Below are 22,371 nucleotides of genomic sequence, written 5' to 3'. Positions count from 1 at the left end.
ATGGAAAAACAGGGAAAACAAAGCGGGCTGACGGGGAGACAAAAAGCGGCGATCCTTCTTATTTCCCTTGGCCCAGATGTATCCGCCTCCGTTTATAAACATTTATCGGAAGAAGAAATTGAAAAGCTAACTTTAGAAATTTCGCGAATGCGTCAAGTGGGAGCAGATGAAAAAGAAGAAGTGATGGAAGAATTTCATCAAATCGCGCTGGCGCAAGATTATATCGAACAAGGCGGAATCGCCTATGCAAAGGAAGTGCTTGAAAAAGCGCTCGGTCCGGAGAAAGCGATGAATATTATCAACCGGCTAACGTCCGCCTTGATGGTGCGACCGTTCGATTTCGCCCGTAAAGCTGATCCTGCGCAAATATTAAACTTTATTCAAAACGAACATCCGCAGACGATTGCCCTTATCCTTTCTTATCTGGAACCGGCGCAAGCAGGGCAAATTTTATCGGCTTTACCGCAAGAAATGCAGGCGGATATCGCCAGACGCATCGCGTTAATGGATAGCACATCGCCTGAGATCATTAATGAAGTGGAGCAAATTTTGGAACGAAAACTATCGGCAACGGTTGTGCAAGATTATACACAAACTGGCGGTGTTGAAACCGTTGTTGAAGTGTTAAATCAGGTTGACCGCAGCACGGAACGTACGATTCTCGATGCCCTTGAAATTCAAGATCCTGAACTTGCGGAAGAAATCAAAAAACGGATGTTTGTCTTCGAAGATATTGTCACTCTTGATAATCGCTCGATTCAGCGCGTGATTCGCGAAGTCGACAACAACGATTTAGTGTTAGCGCTCAAAGTAGCAAGCGACGAAGTAAAAGAAGTGGTGTTTCGCAACATGTCAACGCGCATGGCAGAGACATTGAAAGAAGAGATGGAATTCACCGGACCTGTTCGGCTACGTGATGTTGAAGAGGCGCAGTCACGGATTGTCTCGGTGATTCGCCGCTTGGAAGAAGCGGGAGAAATTGTGATTGCTCGCGGTGGGGGAGATGATATTATTGTCTAACGTCATTAAAGCGCCATTTACGGAAACCAATCGCGCTGGCAAAAAAATGATCGAAATTAAACGCTTTGTTTTTGAGCAGCCAACCGCGCCAGACGAGCAGCAAAAAAATCATGAAGCGGCGATTGAACATGCCAAACATGAGGCAGAACAAATCAAGCGGGAAGCGGAACAATATTATGAATCGATTCAACAGCAATTGCAAAAAGAACGGGAAGCGTGGCAAATCGAAAAGGAGCAGCTCATTCAATCAGCGCGCGAAGAAGGGTATAAAGACGGATTTCAGCAAGGGAAAGAAGAAGCGCTACATCGTTACCGTGAGCTGATTGAACAGGCTCGGCACATTACGGAGGCCGCGAATGTTCAATTTTACGAACAAATCAACGCATCGGCTGAGACGGTCCTCCGCATCGGAATAAAAGTTGCGGAGCGCATTATTGGTGAAAAATTGGCGGAAAATCACGATAATTTTTTATCACTAGTAAAACGGGCGATAAAAGAAGTTCGCGAACAATCAGAAGTGACGATTTACGTTCATCCGCTTTCTTATGAAACGATCGTGAGGCGAAAAGAAGAGCTAAAAGCGTTATTTCATCATGAAGCGGATGTGTTCATTCATCCAGATGAACAGCTGGAAGAACATAGTTGCATCATTGAAACTCCGTTCGGTCGCATCGACGCAAGCGTTGATACGCAGCTAGAGCAAATAAAAGAAAAGCTGTTCGAACGGATGAAGGAGGGAATGTCCGCTGAATTGGCAAACTCTTCTTGACGAAATCGATACGATTGATTCATATAAACGGTTTGGCAAAGTTTCGCGGGTTATTGGTTTAATGATTGAAGCGAAAGGACCGGAAAGCTCGGTCGGCGATATTTGCTATATTCATACCGGAAGCGGAAAGCAAAAACAAAGGATTGCAGCAGAAGTCGTTGGATTTAAAGAGCAGCATGTATTGTTAATGCCGTTTTCTACCGTTCAACATATTTCACCGGGATGCATCGTCGAAGCGACTGGAAAACCGTTACAAATTCGCGTTGGTTTTCCACTAATCGGAAAAGTGCTTGATCCGCTCGGCTATCCTCTCGATGGCAGTCCGTTGTCGAAAGGATTGCAGCCAATTTCGATTGAGCGCAATCCACCTAATCCACTCGCAAGACCGCCGATCAGCGAACCGATCGAAGTTGGCGTGCGCGTCATTGACAGTTTGCTGACGGTTGGCAAAGGGCAGCGTGTCGGAATTTTCGCTGGTTCAGGAGTTGGAAAAAGCACATTGATGGGAATGATTGCACGCCATACGAACGCAGACATCAACGTTATCGCGTTGATCGGTGAGCGTGGGCGCGAAGTTCGTGAATTCATCGAACGAGACCTCGGCCCCGAAGGTTTGGCGCGCTCCATCGTTGTTGTTGCGACTTCCGATCAGCCAGCGCTGATGCGGGTAAAAGGAGCATACACCGCCACGGCGATTGCCGAGTATTTCCGCGACCAAGGGATGGATGTCATGTTTATGATGGACTCGGTCACGCGCGTTGCGATGGCACAGCGGGAAATTGGACTGGCGATCGGCGAGCCGCCGACAACAAAAGGATATACACCGTCCGTGTTTGCGATATTGCCGAAACTGCTGGAACGCACAGGAACGAACGCTTACGGTACGATCACCGCGTTTTATACGGTGCTTGTCGACGGCGACGATATGAACGAGCCGATCGCCGATACAGTGCGCGGCATTTTGGACGGACATTTCGTCCTTGAACGCAGTTTGGCCAATAAAGGGCAGTATCCGGCGATTAACGTATTAAAAAGCGTCAGCCGCGTGATGAATCACATTATTTCTCCAGAGCACCGGCAAGCGGCGGATAAGCTCCGTCAGCTTCTATCCACTTATATTAATTCGGAAGACTTAATCAATATCGGGGCGTACAAGCGGGGATCGTCAAAAGAAATTGATGAAGCGATTCGCTATTACCCAGAAATCATTTCTTTTTGCAAACAAGATATTGATGAGAAAGTGACAAAAGATGAAAGTATTGAGACGCTCATTCATTTAATGCATACAGGGTGAAAAACGATGGGATACGTGTTTAAGTTGCAAAAAGTTTTAACAATGAAAGAAAACGAGAAAAAGCAAGCAGTGGGAGAATACACCGAAGCTGTGCAGCGTTTTCAGGAAGTGGCGGAAAAATTATACCATTTTCTTAAGCAAAAGGAACAATACGAAGAAATGCATAAACAAAAACTTCAAGCAGGATTGCCGATTCAAGAAATTCGTCATTTCCAGCAGTTTATTTCCAATCTTGAACGGACGATCCGCCATTATCAGCTTCTGGTCATGCAAGCAAGGGAACAAATGCAGCGCAAGCAAATAAAATTAACAGAGCTTAATATAGAAGTGAAAAAATTTGAAAAAATGAAAGAAAAATATATGCAAGCTGTTGTTGATGCGGAAAGAATTGCAGAAAACAAATGGATGGACGAAATTTCGATTCAACGTTTTGTGCATCGGGGAGATTAGGAGAGATGGCAGAAAATCAAGAAATGGAGAAAGAAAAAAAAGGAAGCAAACTCCAATGGTTTTTGTTTATCATCGTCATTCCAACATTGTTTGCGGCAGCGTTGGCCTTTGTCATTATGGCAATTGCCGGGATCAACGTTTTTGACGCGGTGAAAAAGCATAGCAAAGACATTCCGGTTGTTTCACAATATGTAGATGTGCAAAAAGCCAAGAGCGAATGGAAAAAAGAATTCGGAAAAACAATCGAAGAGAAAAACAAAATCATCGCGAAACAGCAGAAAGAAATCAAAAAATTGGAAAATGAACTAGCCACGAAACAGCAGGAAGTAGATGATCTAAAAACAGAAGTCGACAGCTTACACGAGGAATTATCAGCCGCTGAAACGGCAGGAGGAGCCAATGCGCAAGCACCAGCACCAACGATGGAAGACGTTGCGCGAATGTATGAAACGATGTCGGAGAAAAACGCTGCAATGATTTTGGCCAAAATGCCTGAAAGCGAAGTGTTGGCGATCTTATCCTCATTAGACAGCGAGAAAGCGGCGGCGATTTTAGAAAACATGTCACCTGATGATGCGGCAAAATACACATCGATGCTAGCACAACGCGCTAAAGAAAATCCACCCGTTGAGGAGGCGGCAAGGTGAAAATTGGGACTAGCTATCAACCGTTCATTCAACAAATGGTAGGACCGCCAAAAGAAGCGGCCGCGAAATCAGCGGCGGGAAACGGAGAAACAAGTCCGTTCCAGCAGCTGCTAACGATCATGGGAACGAATACAAAAAATGAGGAAGGAAACGTTCTCGTTTCTCGTGGGAGTGTTTCCGAGCCATCGAAACAACAGGAAGATGCAACAGGCCAAATGGCGATAGAGGAATGGCTTCTTTTTCTCCTTTTCATATGGAACAACATGCAAGAGGCGAATCAGATGGATGATTCTTCTGCTTTTCCTAGCCGCCCAATAGGGCAAGCTGTTGCAAATAATGAAGCGATGGCGCGGTTCATCAGGCAAATGGACAAAGACATGCTCATGAAACAAGTAAGCAACGTTATTAATGATGAATTGCCGTCACGCTTGCTTTCCCTTTTTGATAGCGACGCGTTTGTCCAGTTTATCAAGCAAATAGACAAACACGCACTCACAGAACAAATAAGCAATGTGATTAATGGCGAGTCATCATCTCGTTTGTACTCTTTTCTTGATGCTGATATGCATCCTTTGCTGCAAAACGGGTCAGAAAGAAAAGAACAGATCATCGATATACAAACGCTTTTGCGAGAAACGCTGGAGAGATTGAATAGACAAGAAGAAAAAAGCGCAAAAGTTTCTAGTAACAGTATTAAAACAGGGATGTTGCAAAATCGGTTTTTGCCTTCATCTCCGTCCGTTTTCAGTAAAAGCTTTGATTTGTCGTTGGGCAATGTAGCGGATGCTGAAAACATAGAAAAACAGAAAAATAGCGGCATGACGTTGTTTAATGTGTCGTTGCCAAACGGAAATACCGTTGTATCACAAGAGAACGCGCCGGTTATTGTTGTTGACAAAAAAGCCAATGGCTCATTTCTCCAACAATTAACAAATATTATCCAATCAAGCCGGTTTACTCGTTTCCAAAATGGAAATGCACAACTTGTCATTCGCCTTTATCCCGAACATTTAGGAACATTGACCGTCAAAATTATGCGGGAACATGGAATGTTGACGGCAAAGCTGATTGCATCGACAGATTCGGCAAAAGAGCTTTTGGATGCAAATTTGCCGCAGCTTTATCACGCTTTGTCAACGGAAAATATAACGGTTGAAAAGTGGAACGCATTGGCGCAAGATCGCTACATGCCTGCATTTTATCAAGAAGAACGCGGACATGAACAAAAGGAGCGCCAGCAGCGAAAGGAAGAAAAAGCAAAGAAACAATCTTTCCATGACAAGTTTATGACAGAAATAATCGATACGGAAGTGTAGGAGGGGAAGCCGTGACAACAAATGGAATTGATCCAAGCTTGCTGTTGGAGAATTATAATCCGCCCGAACGGAAAACCGGAAATCAAATATTAGGAAAAGACGATTTTTTGAAAATTTTGCTTGCCCAATTGCAAAACCAAGATCCGTTAAACCCGATGGAAGATAAAGAGTTTATCGCGCAAATGGCCAATTTTTCTACTCTAGAACAAATGATCAATATTTCAAGCATGTTCGAGCAGTTGATGCAAACGCAAAATAATCAAGCGCTGCTTCGCTACAGTGAATGGATCGGCAAAAATGTGTATTGGCAAGAAGAGGGAAACACGAAAAGCGGGATCGTGAAATCGGTGTCGCAAAAAGATAATCAAATTTTTCTAGAATTGGATAACGGCGCAACAATCGATGCGAGCCTTGTTATGAAAGTAGAATCTAAATAAATGAAAGGGAGAGGATTGCAATGCTTCGTTCCATGTATTCGGGAATTAGCGCGATGAAAAACTTCCAAGTAAAGTTGGATGTCATCGGAAACAACATCGCCAATGTCAATACGTATGGATTTAAAAAAGGAAGAACGATTTTTAAAGATTTAGTGAGCCAGCAAATCGCGGGGGCAAGCGGCCCGACAGCAAATCGTGGCGGAGTAAACCCGAAGCAAGTTGGTTTAGGAATGCAGCTAGCAGCCATTGATACCGTCCATACGCAAGGAAGCACGCAACCGACAGGGCGCCCGCTAGATTTGGCGATTTCTGGCGACGGATTTTTCGTCCTAGAAGATGCAAATGGAACCAATCGATTATACACAAGAGCAGGTAATTTTTACTTAGATGCTGGAGATGGTACTAACAGATATATCGTCAGTGCTGACGGACGCTATTTACTTGGTACAAGCGGACGCATCGGAATTCCTGTAACTGCGCAAAGCGTTAGTATCGGGACGGATGGAACCGTCAGCTACGTAGATGCAAACGGACAATTACAGACGGCAGGTAAAATCCAACTAGCAAAATTTTCTAATAATGAAGGGTTAGAAAAGGTGGGGGACAACCTTTTCAGACCGACAGCCAACTCTGGAGCAGCAAATATAGGTGATCCTGGCGCTAATGGCATTGGCACGATCGTCGCCGGCGCTCTTGAAATGTCCAACGTCGACCTTGCCGAAGAGTTTACGGAAATGATCGTCGCGCAGCGCGGTTTCCAAGCGAATACGCGCATTATTACAACATCCGATGAAATTTTGCAAGAGCTTGTCAACTTGAAGAAATAGTAAAGGGGGGAGGGTACTAGCCGCCGGCTAGTGCCCTGCGCATCCATGATTACGTTAACGCGGCTAAACGGAAAAAAGTTTGTATTAAATGCCATTTATATTGAACAAGTCGAAGCATTTCCGGATACAACGATTACATTAACGAATGGAAAAAAATTTGTCGTACGCGAATCAGTGCAAGACGTTATCGCGTTGGTAAGCGACTTCTACCGGCAAATTGCGGTGCTGCGCTTACCGGAAGGCTTAGGAGGATCAGAAAGTGAAAGGTAACCTAATCAAAACGATGCTAATCATCCTAGTGGTTATTGCACTCATCGGTGCGATCGCTTTAATTGCTGTGCTGAAACTGACGGGAGCAAAAGGCGAAAGCGCGCCAAGCGCCGATGAAATTGTCGAAAGTTCGATTGACATCCCTGAAATAACGACGAATTTAGCAGACGGAAGATATGTGAAAATTTCCTTTAAGATTCAAACAAATAGCAAAGAAGGGAAAGAAGAAGCGGAAAAACGCGACTTTCAAATTAAAAATATTATTATCGAAGAACTTTCTGAAATGAAAGCAGAAAGTTTTAAAGGAAAAAAAGGGATGACTTCCTTTGAAGAGCGTTTAAAACAGCAAATTAATCAAATTATGCAAAATGGAAAAGTGGAGCAAGTATACATTACCTCCTTTGTCCTCCAATAGTTTGTACCGTTAGGAGGGAACAACGATCATGACGACTGGCGAAGTATTATCGCAAAGCGAAATCGACGCGTTGTTGGCCGCATTGTCTACGGGGGAAATAAGCGCGGAAGAATTGAAAAAGGAAGAAGAAGGAAAACGTGTCAAAGTGTATGACTTTAAGCGGGCGCTTCGCTTTTCAAAGGATCAAATCCGCAGTTTAACGCGCATTCACGAGAATTTTGCAAGATTATTGACTACTTTTTTCGCGGCGCAATTGCGTACATACGTGCAAATATCGGTGGCGTCGGCCGATCAAATACCGTATGAAGAGTTTATTCGTTCCCTTCCGAAATTGACGTTTTTAAACGTCTTTGAAGTTCCGCCGCTGAATGGACATATATTAGTGGAAGTGAATCCAAACGTCGCCTATGCGATGCTTGATCGCGTGATGGGTGGAAGTGGAACGAGTGTGAACAAAGTCGATAATTTAACGGAAATTGAAACGCGGATTATGTCCAATTTATTTGATAAAGCTTTTTCCAATTTGCGCGACGCATGGGAATCAGTGGCGGAAATTGATCCTGTTTTCACAAATTTTGAAGTAAATCCGCAGTTTTTGCAAATGATCTCTCCGAATGATACGGTTGTTGTGATTTCGCTGAACACACAAATCGGTGAGACGAGCGGAATGATGAATATTTGCATTCCTTATATTGTACTAGAGCCGGTTATGCCAAAGCTTTCTGTCCATTATTGGATGCAGGCGCAAAAAAAAGAGAGTTCGCCGGAAGAAACAGAAGCGCTGGAACGGCGAATTCGCTTCGCGAAACTCCCGATTATCGCCGAACTTGGCACGTCCACTATCACCATTCAAGAATTTTTGCAGCTGGAAGTCGGCGATGTGATCGAGCTCGATCAGTCCATTCAGCAGCCGCTTCTTGTCAAAGTCGGGAACATTCCAAAATTTATTGGTCAGCCAGGCAGAAAAAATAAAAGGTTGGCGGTGCAAATTTTAGACACGTTTAAGGGGGAAGAAAATTACGATGATGAATGATGATATGCTATCCCAAGATGAAATCGATGCGCTGTTGCGCGGGACAGACGAAAATGACGATATTCCCCAGCTGGATGAGGTATTGTCGCCGCTCGAGCGAGACGCGCTTGGGGAGGTTGGCAACATTTCGTTTGGAAGTTCGGCAACGGCGCTGTCGGTGTTGTTAAATCAAAAAGTGGAGATTACAACGCCAAGCGTCTCGATCATTCAAAGAAAAAACATTGACAGCGAATTTCCGCAGCCGTACGTGGCGATTCAAGTCAATTATACGGATGGATTTTTAGGGACGAATTTGCTCGTCATTAAGCAAGAAGACGCGGCTATTATCGCGGACTTGATGCTGGGCGGTGATGGGACGAATACAGCGGGTGAATTGGGAGAAATTCAATTAAGCGCTGTGCAGGAAGCGATGAACCAAATGATGGGGTCAGCGGCGACGTCGATGTCCACCATTTTCGGCAAACGTGTCGATATTTCTCCCCCGACCGTTCACCTGTTGGACATAAAAGAAAAAAAAGGAATCGAATATTTGCCGGACGAAGATATACTTATTAAAGTTTCCTTTCGCTTGAAAATTGGCGATTTAATTGATTCGAACATTATGCAGCTATTGCCCATTGATTTTGCGAAAGAGCTTGTGCAACAGCTGCTTCATTCCAATGGTGAAACAAATTCTTCCAACAGCGCGGCAGAAGCGGGAAAAGAAACTGCTGCGCAAGAGGCGGCAGTCTCCCAACCGTCTGTAACTGCTGAAACAATCGGAGCCCAGCCATCTTACGAACCCTCCAAAACGGCGGCGCGTGAAACGACAAATCGTTTTGGAGCGAACGCTAGAGCAGGAGAACGGCAAATTCAATCGGTTGATTTTGCTGAATTTGAGCCGTCTCCATCGGTGGATACGGAAGTGAAAAACTTATCGCTTCTCCTTGACGTTCCGCTTCAAGTCACCGTTGAACTCGGCCGTACGAAACGTTCTGTTCAAGAAATTTTGCATTTATCATCAGGCTCGATTATCGAATTGGACAAATTGGCTGGAGAACCTGTTGATATATTAGTAAACAATAAGCTTATCGCTAAAGGGGAAGTTGTTGTGATCGATGAAAATTTTGGCGTGCGCGTTACAGATATTATTAGTCAAAGCGATCGCTTAAAAAGGCTAAAATAATTGTTTAGGAGGTTAGTAGACAATGGCAAGAATATTGGTTGTCGACGATGCTGCGTTTATGAGAATGATGATCAAGGATATTTTAACAAAAAATGGGCATGAAGTAGTAGCGGAAGCAGCCGATGGCTTGCAAGCGATTGAAAAGTATAAAGAAACTCGTCCCGATATCGTCACGATGGACATTACGATGCCGGAGATGGACGGTATTACTGCATTGAAAGAAATTAAAAAAATTGATAGCAATGCAAAAGTCATTATGTGTTCGGCGATGGGGCAGCAGGCAATGGTCATTGACGCCATTCAAGCAGGTGCAAAAGATTTTGTCGTCAAACCGTTCCAAGCTGACCGTGTCATTGAGGCGATCAATAAAACGCTTGGATAAAGTGTAAGAGGTGGAGCGAGTTTGCTACAGTCACGAATCATTCCGTTGTTTTTCTGCATCGTTGTCGCGATTGCTGCGCAACCAGGATTTCCTGTTTTTGCGGAGCAATCGCCGACCGTGGAAGAATGCTTAAAGCATCCTGACTTGTGCGAGCAGCCGGCTGATTCACATAAAAACGAAGTTGCGCCAACGCCGGATGAGCAAACGTCGCCTTTTTCCGTTTGGGATGCCATCAAACTCATTGGCGCAACGGCGTTTGTGCTTTTGCTCATTTACGGATTGCTAAAATTTCTCCATCGTCAAGGCCAGTTGTTTTCCGGAAAAAAAGGAGTCATTGAACATCTTGGCGGGACAAGCGTTGGCAGCAATCGTTCAGTCCAATTGGTAAAAGTGGGAAATCACATTCTTGTGATCGGTGTTGGCGAATCGATTCAATTATTGCGGGAAATCGACGATGAGCAAGAAATAAACGAAATTTTAGCGATGCATAATGAACGATTGCAGCAAATGTTGGAACCGGGTAAATGGGGAGCCCGCATGCGCGGTTATTTCACAGCGAAACGAAAACAGACAGACGATCGCCATGATGAGTTTCGCGAGATGTTCACAAGACAAATGCAGGAGCTGTCAATGAAGCGTAAAGAACTATTGAAGCAGATTGAACAGAAAGGAACGGCATCCGATGAATGAATTTGTGCAAATGTTTAATCAAGTCGCTCCTGAAAATGTTTCTACATCCGTGAAGCTGCTGCTGCTGTTAACCGTATTGTCCATCGCTCCTGGCATTTTAATTATGATGACGTGCTTTACGCGCATTATTATCGTTTTATCGTTTGTCCGCACATCGCTTGGAACGCAGCAAACGCCGCCAAACCAAGTATTGATCGGTTTAGCGATGTTTTTAACATTTTTCATTATGGCGCCAACTTTTAAAGAAATAAACGATCAGGCGCTACAACCGTTGTTTTCGGAAAAAATTAATTTGGAGCAAGCGTATGAACGCGCTTCTGTGCCGATAAAAGAGTTTATGAGCAAGCATACGCGGCAAAAAGATTTGGCATTGTTTTTATCATATAGCGGCGCGGAAAAGCCGAAAACTGTGCAAGATATTCCGCTGTCAACGCTTGTTCCGGCGTTTGCGATTAGCGAAATAAAAACGGCATTTCAAATGGGGTTTATGATTTTTATTCCGTTTCTTGTCATTGATATGATTGTCGCGAGCGTGTTGATGTCGATGGGAATGATGATGCTGCCGCCTGTGATGATTTCATTGCCGTTTAAAATTTTGCTATTTGTTCTTGTCGATGGATGGTATTTAGTCGTGAAATCGCTGTTAGAAAGCTTTCAATAAAGTAGGTGGCAAATATGAGCGCCGATTTTGTCATTCGTGTGGCGGAGCAAGGAGTATATGTAGTTTTAATGGTGTGCGGTCCGCTTCTCTTGTTGTCCCTTGCCGTTGGACTGATTATTAGCATTTTCCAGGCGACGACGCAAATTCAAGAGCAGACGCTCGCATTTGTACCGAAAATCGTCGCAGTGTTAGTCGGGCTTGTTTTTTTCGGGCCGTGGATGTTGACGAAAATGGTGTCATATGCATATGAGATTTTGAACAATTTAACAAAATATATAGGCTGATGAGTGATGGAGCAATTATTATTACATTTTCCGGCGTTTTTGCTCGTTTTTGCGCGGGTCGCTTCCTTTTTTGCGACATTGCCGCTGTTTTCGTATCGAACGATTCCAATGGCGCATAAAATCGGACTATCGTTTTTTCTAAGTTGGATGATGTTTTTTGCCATTTCTAAACCGACGGTCGCTTTAGACGAAACGTATGTGCTGCTTGTGGTCAAAGAAGTGCTCGTTGGCCTTTGCATTGGCTTATTTGCCTATATGATCATATCGGCGATTCAAATCGTCGGCGGGCTGATCGACTTTCAAATGGGATTTGCCATCGCAAACGTCATCGACCCGCAGACAGGCGCGCAAAACCCGTTGATGGGGCAATATTTTTACACGTTTGCTTTGTTGCTGTTGCTTTCTGTAAATGGACACCATCTTTTGCTCGACGGAGTGTTTTACAGCTATCGGTTTATTCCGCTTGACCATTGGCCGCGTTTGGATCACGGCCATGTCGCCGAATACGTCGTTCAATCGTTTAGCGCGATGTTTGCCATTGCTTTTCAAATGTCGGTCCCGCTTGTCGGCTGTTTATTTTTAGTCGATGTTGCGCTTGGAATTATGGCGCGGACAGTCCCACAGCTCAATATTTTCGTCGTCGGGTTTCCGGTGAAAATTGCGGTGGGGTTTATATTGCTAATTGTAACGATGGCAGCGATGTTTATCGCTGTCCGCCACTTGTTCGATACGATGTTTTTGTCGATGCGTGAGCTGATGAAGCTTTTAGGGGGACCGTAAATGAGCGAATTGCGCCTTGATTTGCAATTTTTTGCCGGCGAAAAAACGGAGAAAGCGACTCCGCGAAAGCGGCAAGAAGTTCGCGGAAAAGGGCAAGTTGCCAAAAGCGCCGACGTTAACACGGCGCTTGTCATGCTCGTTGTTTTTCTCGTTTTGCACTTCTCCGGCACTCATTATAAAGAGCTGTTTTTGCGATTAATGCATCAATCGTTTGAACAATATACGCTCGTGGATCTAACCGTTGATTCGGTTCACCGCATTTTTCTCACATTGTTAAAAAATGTAGCGATGATTGTCGCGCCGATTTTTCTCGCGGCAGTGGCCGCCGCTTGTTTGGCCAATTTTTTGCAAGTAGGATTTTTGTTTACGGCAGAACCGCTGAAAATAAACTGGACTAGGCTTGATCCCATTCAAGGGTTTAAGCGGATGATATCGCTGCGTGCGCTCGTCGAACTGCTAAAATCGCTTTTAAAAATTAGCGTTGTCGGGCTTGTTACGTTTGCTTTGCTATGGTTTCAGCTTGATCATATTTTGTCGCTAACGACGAAATCGTTGGGAGCGACATTAAGCGCATTAGCTAGTTTAACGGTAAAAATGGGGCTTTATGCTTCTTTTTCCCTGTTGTTTCTCGCCATTTTCGATTATTTATATCAGCGTTTTGAATTTGAGAAAAATATCCGAATGTCAAAACAAGATATTAAAGACGAATACAAAAAAACAGAAGGAGACCCATTAATTAAGTCTAGAATTAAGCAAAAGCAGCGGGAAATGGCGATGAGGCGGATGATGCAAGAGGTGCCGAAAGCCGACGTCGTCATCACGAACCCGACGCACTATGCAGTGGCGCTAAAATATGAAGACGGAAAAATGGATGCGCCGATTGTCGTCGCAAAGGGCGTCGATTACGTTGCTATAAAAATCAAGCAACTTGCGAAAGAGCATGATGTCGTGACGGTAGAAAATCGTCCGCTTGCCCAGGCGCTTTACCGGCAAACGGAAGTAGGCGATATGATTCCGGAAGAGTTTTTTAAAGCGGTAGCGGAAATTTTAGCGTACGTGTACCGCTTGAAGCGAAAAGTCTAGCAGTAGGGAGAGAACATGTATGCAAGCAAGAGATTTATCAGTGTTATTGATGGTTGTCTTAATTGTGGCAATGCTGATTATACCACTACCGTCATGGCTATTGAGCGTGCTGATCATTATCAATATTTCGCTTGCGCTGCTGGTTCTCCTTACGTCGATGAATATGAAAGAGCCGCTGCAGTTTTCGATTTTTCCGTCCCTTTTATTGCTCCTTACACTATTTCGGCTGGGGTTAAACGTTTCTACGACTCGTTCGATTTTAAGCAAAGGAGAAGCGGGAGGAGTCGTCGAAACGTTCGGGACGTTTGTTGTTGGCGGCAACGTCGTCGTCGGCTTCGTCGTGTTTTTGATTTTAATTATTATTCAATTTGTCGTCATTACAAGAGGCGCTGAACGCGTATCAGAAGTGGCGGCACGCTTTACGCTCGATGCAATGCCGGGGAAGCAAATGAGCATTGACGCGGATTTAAATGCCGGAATGATTTCAGAGCAAGAAGCGCGGCAGCGCCGCGAAAAAATCGCCCAAGAAGCGGACTTTTACGGGGCGATGGATGGGGCAAGCAAATTTGTCAAAGGCGATGCGATTGCCGGAATGGTGATTGTCGTCATTAACATGCTATTTGGCATGGTGATTGGCGTCGTTCAACAAGGTCTTGACATATCTGAAGCGGCACAGCGCTACACGCTTTTAACCGTTGGCGATGGAATCGTCAGCCAAATTCCCGCATTATTAATCTCAACAGCTACAGGAATTGTCGTGACAAGAGCTGCATCGGATAGCAATCTCGGCGGCGATATTATGAAGCAGCTGTTTGCGTTTCCGAAAATGCTGTATGTAACAGCAGGAACGATTTTCTTATTAGGTTTGCTCACGCCGATTAATGATGTGCTTACGGTTCCAATCGCCGGCTTGCTTGCGCTTGGCGGATATCGTTTTGCCGCACAAGCGGCCCGTCAGGAAGCGGCGCCTTCGCAAGAAGAAACGGAAGAGACGGAAATGGATGAATTGAAAAGTCCTGAAAGTGTCATTCATCTGCTTAATGTCGATCCGATTGAGTTTGAGTTTGGCTATGCCTTAATTCCGCTAGCCGATGCGAACCAAGGCGGCGATTTGCTTGATCGGATTGTCATGATCCGCCGGCAGCTCGCCCTAGAGCTGGGGTTGGTTATTCCGGTCGTCCGCATCCGCGATAATATTCAACTTCAGCCTAATGAGTATCGCTTGAAAATTAAAGGGAATGAAGTAGCGCGCGGCGAGTTGCTCTTAGATCATTATTTAGCAATGAGCCCAGGAATCGAAGACAATTCCATTGAAGGGATCGATACGGTGGAGCCGGCGTTTGGACTTCCAGCAAAATGGATTTCTGAAGATATGAAAGATCGGGCGGAAATGTTGGGCTATACCGTTGTTGACCCGCCGTCCGTCGTTTCCACGCATATTACAGAAGTGTTAAAAGCGCATGCTCATGAACTGTTAGGGCGTCAGGAAACGAAACAGCTTGTTGATCATTTAAAAGAATCGTATCCGGTATTAGTGGAAGAAGTGACCCCGAACCCGCTTTCGATCGGCGAAGTACAGAAGGTGCTAGCGAAACTATTAAAAGAAAAAGTATCGATCCGAAATTTGCCGCTCATTTTTGAAACGTTGGCTGATTTTGCCCGCATGACGACAGATACGGACATATTAACTGAATACGTGCGGCAAGCGTTAGCGCGGCAAATTACGAATCAATATGTTATTCCAGGAGAACCGCTAAAAGTAATTACGTTATCGGGAAAAGTTGAAAAAACGATTGCCGATGCAGTACAACAGACCGAACACGGCAGTTATTTATCGCTTGATCCGGCGTTGTCGCAGTCGATCATCGAAGCGATTGCCGCGCAACTTGAACAGCATCCGTTTGCGAATCAAACGCCGATTTTGCTTTGTTCCCCTGCTGTGCGCATGTATGTGCGGCAATTGACGGAACGACATTTTCCAAACTTGCCAGTTTTATCTTACAATGAACTTGAGGCGAATGTGGAAGTTCAAAGCGTTGGGATGGTGGATATAGAATGAAAGTAAAAAAATTTGTGGCACCGTCGATGCCGGAAGCGATGAAAATGATTCGCGCCGAACTGGGAAACGATGCGGTGATTCTAAATTCAAAAGTCGTTCGGAAAGGCGGATTTTTTGGATTGTTTACCAAAAAAAATATTGAGGTGATAGCCGCCGTCGATCCGCAGCCCACGCGCCAAAGATCGGAGAGAAAAAAGGAGGAGGCCCCATTTTCCGCCTCGTTTCTTGCCGAAAAAAAGCAGAAAGAAGATGCGAATTTGCTTCATGAACTGAAAGAGTTAAAAACAATGTTAAAACAGCTGTCAACGAACGTCAATGCCGGCTTTTCCCAATATCCAGGACTATTGAATGAAGTGCACTACCGGCTTGTAAAACAAGAAATTTCCGTTCCGTTTGTGCAAGAAATCATGGCTGATTTGCTAGAACGATGGTACACCAACGGCGGAAACGCGACGGAAAGACAAGTGTTCGCTTGGGCAAAAGAAATAATGAGGGAAAAATTATCACCGCTTCCGTTCGGCGGAATCTCCTTTCAAAAAAAATATATTAATGTCGTCGGGCCGACAGGGGTAGGAAAAACAACGACATTGGCCAAAATCGCAGCACGCTGCGTTTTGCAGCATGGAAAAAACATTGCGTTTATTACGACGGATACGTATCGGATTGCGGCTATCGATCAATTGAAAACATATGCGAAAATTTTAAATGTACCGCTTGAAGTTTGTTATAATTTGCAAGATTTCCATGAAGCGAAGAAAAAGCTGTCCGATCGCGACGTTGTGCTTATTGATACGGCAGGACGAAATTTCCGCCATCCACAATATGTCAAAGATTTGCGAAATATTATCGATTTTGACGAAGAAATGGAGACATTTCTCGTATTTGCGCTGACGGCAAAATATGACGATATGAAGGCCATTTATGAACAGTTTTCCCTCATTCCGATTGATCGCTTCATTTTTACAAAATTGGATGAAACAACTCGTTACGGTGCGATGTTTAATTTAATGATGGAATATAAAGTAGGGGCGTCTTACTTAACAAACGGCCAAAATGTTCCCGACGATATGGTCGAAGCATCTGTTGAACACATTATCAATATGTTGTTTGGAGTCGAACAACTATGAGAGATCAAGCGGAAAGCTTACGGTTGCGATTAAGTAGGCAAAGCGAACGGCAAAGAGAAACAAAAGCGATTGCGATCACCAGCGGAAAAGGCGGGGTCGGCAAATCGAACGTTTCGCTAAACTTTTCGATCACGTTGTCCAAACGCGGTTTTCGTGTATTGTTGCTTGACATGGATATTGGGATGGGAAACATCGATATCTTGCTCGGCCAATCGTCTAGCGCGACTATCATTGATTTATTTCACAAACGACTTTCGTTGTATGAGCTTATTAAAAACGGTCCGGAAAATATTTCGTTTATTGCTGGGGGAACGGGACTGGCAAATGTGTTTACAATGGATGATGAAAAAATCGACTACTTTTTGACACAGTTACAATCAGTTTCAGAACAATACGACTATTTGATTTTCGATATGGGAGCGGGTATTTCCGAAGACCGCCTCCGTCTTTTAAAGTCGGTTCATGAGATTTTTATCGTCACGACACCGGAACCGACAGCGGTTACGGATGCATACGCGATGATGAAATATGTTCACATGCAAGAAAAGAATGTCCCGTTTTATGTCATCGTCAACCGGGCCCAAACGGAGCAAGAAGGGTGGGATACGCTTCAGCGCTTGAAACGTGTGGCGAAACAGTTTCTTGGTAAAGATATCATTCCGTTGGGCATTTTGCCGGAAGATCGTTCCGTCTCTAAGGCGGTGGTGCGGCAAACTCCGTTTTTGTTGTTCGATCCTGTTTCCAAAGCTAGCCGCGCAATGCATATGTTAACTGACCGTTATTTGTCGGCGCGGTTCATTGATGAAGAACGAGTCCATCGTCCGTTTAACTTCTTTGCTAGACTGCGGCATTTTCTTTTAGAAAGGTAGAGCATACATGAGCAAGGTAAAAGTACTCGTTGTGGATGACTCAGCTTTTATGAGGAAGCTGATTACTGATTTTCTTTCTGAAAGCCCTCAAATCGAAGTCGTCGGAACGGCTAGAAACGGAAAGGAAGCGTTAGAAAAAGTTTCCGTGTTAAACCCGGATGTTGTTACATTGGATGTCGAGATGCCGGTGATGAATGGGCTTGAAGCGCTTAAACAAATGATGAAAAAACATCCGCTTCCTGTTGTTATGTTATCTAGCACGACGACAGAAGGCGCGGAAAATACGATTACCGCTATGCAATATGGGGCGATCGACTTTGTCGCGAAACCGTCTGGCGTCATTTCGCTAGATTTATATAAAGTGAAGGAAGAATTGATAAACAAGGTGCTGCTGGCAAGCCGCGCCAACGTGCGGGCGATCTCCCGAGACGACGAGGGAGAAATGGGGGCAAACCAACGGATAAGAACGTTTTACGAGCAAAAGCATCAACGCAAAAAAATCGTTTGTATCGGAACGTCGACGGGAGGGCCACGCGCGTTGCAGCAAGTGTTAACGAAATTGCCGGAAAATATCGCCGCACCAATTATGATCGTTCAACATATGCCAAAAGGGTTTACAAAATCATTGGCGCAAAGGCTTGATTCGCTTTCAGCGATTGCCGTGAAAGAGGCGGAAGACGGGGAAACGTTGCAAAACGGCACCGCTTATATTGCGCCCGGCGGGTTTCATCTATTAGTTCATGAGGCAAAAGGATCGCTTACTGCTTGCGTGGAACAGTCGCCGCCGCGAAACGGTCATCGCCCATCTGTGGATGTATTGTTTGAGTCAATAAGCGCATTGACAGACTATGAGAAAATTGCGGTGATTATGACAGGGATGGGTTCGGACGGAACGGCGGGATTGCGGCGATTAAAAGAAAGCGGAAATGCAAAAGTGATCGCTGAAGATGAAAAAACGGCGGTAGTGTTTGGGATGCCGAAAGCGGCGATTCAAGCAAACGTAGTAGATGTGGTCGTGCCTTTAGAACAAATTGCGGACATGATTGTTAAATATGTAGAGGGGTAAGGGGGAAAAGGCGATGGACATGAGTCAATATTTGGAAGTTTTCATTGATGAAAGTAAAGAGCATTTGCAAACGATCAATGAACAGTTGCTAGAATTGGAAAAAACGCCTGAAGACATGTCGATTGTAAATGAAATTTTCCGTTCAGCGCATACGCTGAAGGGAATGTCTGCGACAATGGGGTTTGAGGATTTAGCGAATTTGACCCATCAAATGGAAAATGTGCTTGATGGGATTCGCAACCATAAAATTACCGTTACTTCAGAAATATTAGATGTCGTCTTTCAAGCGGTTGATCATTTGGAAGCGATGATTATGTCCATTGCGGAAGGCGGTGATGGTAAGCGCGACGTAAAAGAGGTAGTGGAACAATTAAAGCGGATTGAACGTGGAGAGTCACCGGCTGAATTGATAACGGTAGCAGAGCGCCCTAGTTCTTCGGTGTCGCTTTCCCAAACTTACGGAGAATTTGAGTACAATGTGTTGCAACAATCAAAAGAGCAAGGTTTTTTCGCATATGAAATACGCGTCAAATTGCGGGACGATTGTTTATTAAAAGCGGCGCGCGTGTTTATGGTTTTTGAGGCGCTAAACGAAGCGGGAGAAGTGATTAAATCAAACCCGCCTGTAGAGATGCTGGAAGAGGAGCAGTTTGACCAAGAATTTGTCGTAACCGTTGTATCGAAAAAATCCGCTGAAGAATTATACGAACGGATTATGAAAGTTTCTGAGATTGAAGAAGTAGAGGTCGTGCCGTTTGATGTGGAGGAGCGGAAGAAAACGAGCGTTGCTGAAGCCGCCCAAGCGGAAGCACGGCAGCAAGAAGCAGCAACGGTTCAAGCCGAGCAGCAAAAACAAAAGAAAGATTCTGAGCCAAACGCAACGACAAAGCAGTCGGCATCAGTGAATAAAACGATTCGCGTTAATATCGAACGCCTCGATATTTTAATGAACTTATTCGAGGAACTTGTTATCGACCGTGGACGTTTGGAACAAATTTCCCGGGAATTGAACCATCCGGAGCTTCATGAAACGGTTGAACGAATGTCGCGCATTTCCAGCGATTTGCAAAACATTATTTTAAATATGCGCATGGTGCCGGTAGAAACGGTTTTTAACCGCTTTCCGCGCATGGTTCGCCAGCTGGCGCGCGAATTAGGGAAAAAAGTAAATTTGGAAATCATCGGTGCGGAAACAGAGCTGGACCGCACGGTTATTGACGAAATCGGAGACCCGCTCGTTCACCTTCTCCGCAACGCGATTGACCATGGCATTGAAATGCCGGATGTGCGCCGAGCAAACGGCAAACCGGAAGAAGGAACGGTCAAGCTGAAAGCATATCATAGCGGCAATCATGTGTTTATTGAAATAGAGGACGATGGTGCCGGCATTAATCGTGATAAAGTGTTGCAAAAAGCGATCGATAAAGGTATTGTTTCCAAACAAAACGCCGACAATTTAACGGATCGACAAATATATGAGCTTATTTTCTCTCCTGGTTTTTCGACGGCGGACAAAATTTCCGATATTTCCGGACGCGGCGTCGGGCTTGATGTCGTCAAAAGCACGATCGAATCACTTGGCGGCACAGTTGCAGTGGATTCCGAAGAAGGAAAAGGCACCATCTTTTCCATTCAGCTTCCGCTGACATTGTCGATTATTTCAGTATTACTTGTTGAAATTCAGCAAGAAAAATATGCGATTCCGTTGTCGTCTATTATTGAAACGGCGATCATTAAAAAAGAAGACATTTTTCATGCACATAACCAACAAGTCATTGATTTTCGCGGAAAAGTTGTCCCGCTTGTGTTCTTGAAAGAAATTTTTGAAATACCGACCGTTGCGGAAGAGGAAGAATTTGTTTCAATTGTCATCGTTCGCAAAGGAGAAAAAATGGCTGGCCTTGTTGTTGATTCATTCATTGGGCAGCAGGAAGTAGTATTGAAATCATTAGGAAACTATTTAACTTCCGTGTTTGCCATTTCCGGCGCAACGATATTGGGTGATGGGCAAGTGGCGCTTATCATCGATTGCAATGCGTTAATCAAATAAACGACGCTTTGACCGAAAGGAGGAAAGAAAGATGGCTGCCGTTCAAGAATCAGAATTGAAAGTCATTGTCTTTCAATTGAAAAATGAAGAATATGCGCTCCCTGTTCAATTCGTTCGTTCCATTGAAAAAGTTCAGCATATTACTCGTGTTCCGCGTACGGCGCATTATGTGAAAGGAGTTATTAATCTCCGCGGCGTCGTGACACCGATTATTGACTTGAGGGAACGGTTTGGTTTTTCGCCTGTCCCTCATTCCGAACAAACTCGGATTATTATCGTTGCGCTTCAAGATATAGAAGTCGGATTGATTGTCGACGCTGCCAGCGATGTACTCGATGTACCAGTTTCAAGCATTGAACCGCCGCCAGAGACGATTGAAGCGGTGGAAGCGGATTATATTCATGGGGTGGCAAAAGTTGGAAAAAGATTGCTCATTTTGTTAAATTTAGAGAAAGTGCTTGGGACTGAAAGTCGTTCATCATAATAACGTTTCACGTTCATTCGGGGGAGGGGTTGCTAGTCTATGGAACAGATTAATAAATTGAGCGGCACCCATATTGATATTTTAAAAGAGATTGGCAATATCGGGGCGGGAAACGCAGCGACAGCGTTGTCCAAACTATTGAATAAAAAAATCGAAATGGCTGTGCCGCATGTGCAAATTGCTGCATTTAATGAAATGATGGAGCTGATCGGCGGCGCGGAACAAGTAGTGGCATGTGTATATTTGCGCATTGAAGGGGATGCGCCAGGGAATATGTTTTTCGTGCTTTCATTGGCGCAGGCGGCGCGGTTTATCCGGCAAATGACGGGTGATGAGACGTTTACGTTGGATGGACATTTGTCAGAACTAGGACGATCAGCGCTGCAAGAGCTAGGAAATATACTTGCCGGCTCCTATCTTTCTGCATTGGCTGATTTTACTAATTTAACCCTTTATCCGTCCGTTCCGATGTTGACCGTTGATATGATCGGGGCGATTTTGCAATATGGGTTGCTCGAATTGTCCCGCGTTGGCGATTATGCCATTCTTATCGATACTGCTTTATATGATGAGCGGCGCCCAGAAGACAGCGTCAATGGCCATTTCTTCTTGCTTCCTGATCCAGATTCGTTCGCTTCTATTTTTCGCGCGCTAGGTGTGGATCTTTCGTGAGCGAAACCGTTCATGTCGTGAAAGTCGGCATTGCCGATATGAACGTTGTGCATGCACCAAATTTAATCCGAACATCTGGATTGGGATCATGTGTCGGCGTCGTGATTTTTGATCATTTAAAAGAAGTGGCAGGGTTGGCACATGTGATGCTCCCTGATTCTTCCATGGCAAGATCGGAAGCGATTAACGTCGCAAAATATGCGGATACAGCGGTTGAAGCATTAATCCGTCTCGTTGTTCGAGCGGGAGGAAGAAGGGAGATGCTAAAGGCGAAAATGGCAGGCGGGGCGCAAATGTTTTCCTTTTCGTCCAAAAGCACGGATGCGATGCGAATTGGAGAAAGAAACGTTGAGGCGCTTAGACAGCAGCTGAATCGGTTCCATATTCCGATTGTTGCAGAGGACGTCGGGGGCAGCAGCGGGCGGACGATCGAATTTAATCCGAAAACGACGGTTTTGTCGATTCGCACAGTGAATCGGGGGGTTAAAGAAATATGATGGAATGGATTGATGATTTATCGC

General features: G+C 44.8%; 26 protein-coding genes. All 26 read left to right on the top strand.

What is annotated here, in order from left to right:
- The 26 genes from fliG to MWM02_RS13105 are packed head-to-tail and all read left to right on the top strand — an operon-like array spanning position 1 to position 22,347.
- Entirely contained in the window at positions 1-1,020 is a 1,020-nt protein-coding gene (fliG, locus tag MWM02_RS13230) for a flagellar motor switch protein FliG (protein WP_064551036.1), read from the top strand.
- Positions 1,004-1,789 (top strand): flagellar assembly protein FliH, encoded by a 786-nt coding sequence (gene fliH, locus MWM02_RS13225; protein WP_244402205.1) that lies wholly within the window; start codon positions 1,004-1,006, stop codon positions 1,787-1,789. The genes fliG and fliH overlap by 17 nt, the downstream gene beginning before the upstream one ends.
- A complete protein-coding gene (fliI, locus tag MWM02_RS13220; RefSeq protein ID WP_081260230.1) occupies positions 1,767-3,083 on the top strand; it encodes a flagellar protein export ATPase FliI in 1,317 nt (438 codons plus the stop codon). Before fliH ends, fliI begins: the two co-directional genes overlap by 23 nt.
- A gap of 6 nt (positions 3,084-3,089) precedes the next feature.
- Entirely contained in the window at positions 3,090-3,533 is a 444-nt protein-coding gene (fliJ, locus tag MWM02_RS13215; protein WP_064551033.1) for a flagellar export protein FliJ, read from the top strand.
- 5 nt (positions 3,534-3,538) lie between these two features.
- Positions 3,539-4,180 (top strand): MotE family protein, encoded by a 642-nt coding sequence (locus MWM02_RS13210; RefSeq protein ID WP_064551032.1) that lies wholly within the window; start codon positions 3,539-3,541, stop codon positions 4,178-4,180.
- Positions 4,177-5,496, top strand: coding sequence for a flagellar hook-length control protein FliK (locus MWM02_RS13205; RefSeq protein ID WP_244402204.1), 1,320 nt, complete (start codon positions 4,177-4,179; stop codon positions 5,494-5,496). Before MWM02_RS13210 ends, MWM02_RS13205 begins: the two co-directional genes overlap by 4 nt.
- Before the next feature lie 11 nt (positions 5,497-5,507).
- On the top strand, positions 5,508-5,933 hold the full coding sequence (gene flgD, locus MWM02_RS13200) for a flagellar hook assembly protein FlgD (RefSeq protein ID WP_244402203.1): 426 nt from the start codon (positions 5,508-5,510) through the stop codon (positions 5,931-5,933).
- A 20-nt stretch (positions 5,934-5,953) separates the two neighbouring features.
- Positions 5,954-6,760, top strand: coding sequence for a flagellar basal body rod protein FlgG (gene flgG, locus MWM02_RS13195; RefSeq protein WP_064551029.1), 807 nt, complete (start codon positions 5,954-5,956; stop codon positions 6,758-6,760).
- Positions 6,761-6,805: 45 nt separating this feature from the next.
- Positions 6,806-7,030: a flagellar FlbD family protein gene (locus MWM02_RS13190; RefSeq protein ID WP_064551028.1), complete on the top strand. Its 225-nt coding sequence runs from the start codon at positions 6,806-6,808 to the stop codon at positions 7,028-7,030.
- Positions 7,020-7,445 (top strand): flagellar basal body-associated protein FliL, encoded by a 426-nt coding sequence (gene fliL, locus MWM02_RS13185; protein WP_064551027.1) that lies wholly within the window; start codon positions 7,020-7,022, stop codon positions 7,443-7,445. The genes MWM02_RS13190 and fliL overlap by 11 nt, the downstream gene beginning before the upstream one ends.
- Positions 7,446-7,473: 28 nt before the next feature.
- Positions 7,474-8,478: a flagellar motor switch protein FliM gene (fliM, locus tag MWM02_RS13180; protein WP_244402202.1), complete on the top strand. Its 1,005-nt coding sequence runs from the start codon at positions 7,474-7,476 to the stop codon at positions 8,476-8,478.
- Complete coding sequence (fliY, locus tag MWM02_RS13175) at positions 8,468-9,643, top strand: flagellar motor switch phosphatase FliY (RefSeq protein WP_244402201.1); 1,176 nt, start codon at positions 8,468-8,470, stop codon at positions 9,641-9,643. Before fliM ends, fliY begins: the two co-directional genes overlap by 11 nt.
- Before the next feature lie 22 nt (positions 9,644-9,665).
- Entirely contained in the window at positions 9,666-10,025 is a 360-nt protein-coding gene (locus MWM02_RS13170) for a response regulator (protein ID WP_013401257.1), read from the top strand.
- 21 nt (positions 10,026-10,046) lie between these two features.
- Positions 10,047-10,715 (top strand): flagella biosynthesis regulatory protein FliZ, encoded by a 669-nt coding sequence (gene fliZ, locus MWM02_RS13165; protein WP_064551024.1) that lies wholly within the window; start codon positions 10,047-10,049, stop codon positions 10,713-10,715.
- Positions 10,708-11,376 carry a flagellar type III secretion system pore protein FliP gene (gene fliP, locus MWM02_RS13160; protein WP_064551023.1) on the top strand — a complete coding sequence of 223 codons (669 nt, stop codon included), beginning with the start codon at positions 10,708-10,710 and terminating at the stop codon, positions 11,374-11,376. The genes fliZ and fliP overlap by 8 nt, the downstream gene beginning before the upstream one ends.
- A gap of 14 nt (positions 11,377-11,390) precedes the next feature.
- Entirely contained in the window at positions 11,391-11,660 is a 270-nt protein-coding gene (fliQ, locus tag MWM02_RS13155) for a flagellar biosynthesis protein FliQ (RefSeq protein WP_064551022.1), read from the top strand.
- A gap of 6 nt (positions 11,661-11,666) precedes the next feature.
- On the top strand, positions 11,667-12,440 hold the full coding sequence (fliR, locus tag MWM02_RS13150) for a flagellar biosynthetic protein FliR (RefSeq protein ID WP_064551021.1): 774 nt from the start codon (positions 11,667-11,669) through the stop codon (positions 12,438-12,440).
- Complete coding sequence (gene flhB / locus MWM02_RS13145) at positions 12,441-13,523, top strand: flagellar biosynthesis protein FlhB (protein WP_244402200.1); 1,083 nt, start codon at positions 12,441-12,443, stop codon at positions 13,521-13,523.
- Between the two features lie 19 nt (positions 13,524-13,542).
- Complete coding sequence (flhA, locus tag MWM02_RS13140; protein WP_064551019.1) at positions 13,543-15,582, top strand: flagellar biosynthesis protein FlhA; 2,040 nt, start codon at positions 13,543-13,545, stop codon at positions 15,580-15,582.
- Positions 15,579-16,709 (top strand): flagellar biosynthesis GTPase FlhF, encoded by a 1,131-nt coding sequence (flhF, locus tag MWM02_RS13135; protein WP_244402199.1) that lies wholly within the window; start codon positions 15,579-15,581, stop codon positions 16,707-16,709. Before flhA ends, flhF begins: the two co-directional genes overlap by 4 nt.
- Complete coding sequence (locus MWM02_RS13130; RefSeq protein ID WP_244402198.1) at positions 16,706-17,578, top strand: MinD/ParA family protein; 873 nt, start codon at positions 16,706-16,708, stop codon at positions 17,576-17,578. Before flhF ends, MWM02_RS13130 begins: the two co-directional genes overlap by 4 nt.
- A gap of 7 nt (positions 17,579-17,585) precedes the next feature.
- Entirely contained in the window at positions 17,586-18,644 is a 1,059-nt protein-coding gene (locus MWM02_RS13125) for a protein-glutamate methylesterase/protein-glutamine glutaminase (RefSeq protein ID WP_244402197.1), read from the top strand.
- 13 nt (positions 18,645-18,657) lie between these two features.
- A complete protein-coding gene (locus MWM02_RS13120; RefSeq protein ID WP_064551015.1) occupies positions 18,658-20,694 on the top strand; it encodes a chemotaxis protein CheA in 2,037 nt (678 codons plus the stop codon).
- A 31-nt stretch (positions 20,695-20,725) separates the two neighbouring features.
- On the top strand, positions 20,726-21,178 hold the full coding sequence (locus MWM02_RS13115) for a chemotaxis protein CheW (RefSeq protein ID WP_064551014.1): 453 nt from the start codon (positions 20,726-20,728) through the stop codon (positions 21,176-21,178).
- A 39-nt stretch (positions 21,179-21,217) separates the two neighbouring features.
- The gene (locus MWM02_RS13110) at positions 21,218-21,850 is read left to right on the top strand and encodes a chemotaxis protein CheC (protein ID WP_064551013.1); all 633 of its coding nucleotides are present in this window, start codon (positions 21,218-21,220) and stop codon (positions 21,848-21,850) included.
- A gap of 38 nt (positions 21,851-21,888) precedes the next feature.
- Complete coding sequence (locus MWM02_RS13105) at positions 21,889-22,347, top strand: chemotaxis protein CheD (protein WP_198401566.1); 459 nt, start codon at positions 21,889-21,891, stop codon at positions 22,345-22,347.
- Positions 22,348-22,371 lie beyond the last annotated feature (24 nt).

The organism is Parageobacillus sp. KH3-4 (assembly GCF_022846435.1).
GTDB classification, from domain to species: domain Bacteria; phylum Bacillota; class Bacilli; order Bacillales; family Anoxybacillaceae; genus Parageobacillus; species Parageobacillus thermoglucosidasius_A.
This window is presented reverse-complemented; position numbering and strand designations above follow the sequence as displayed.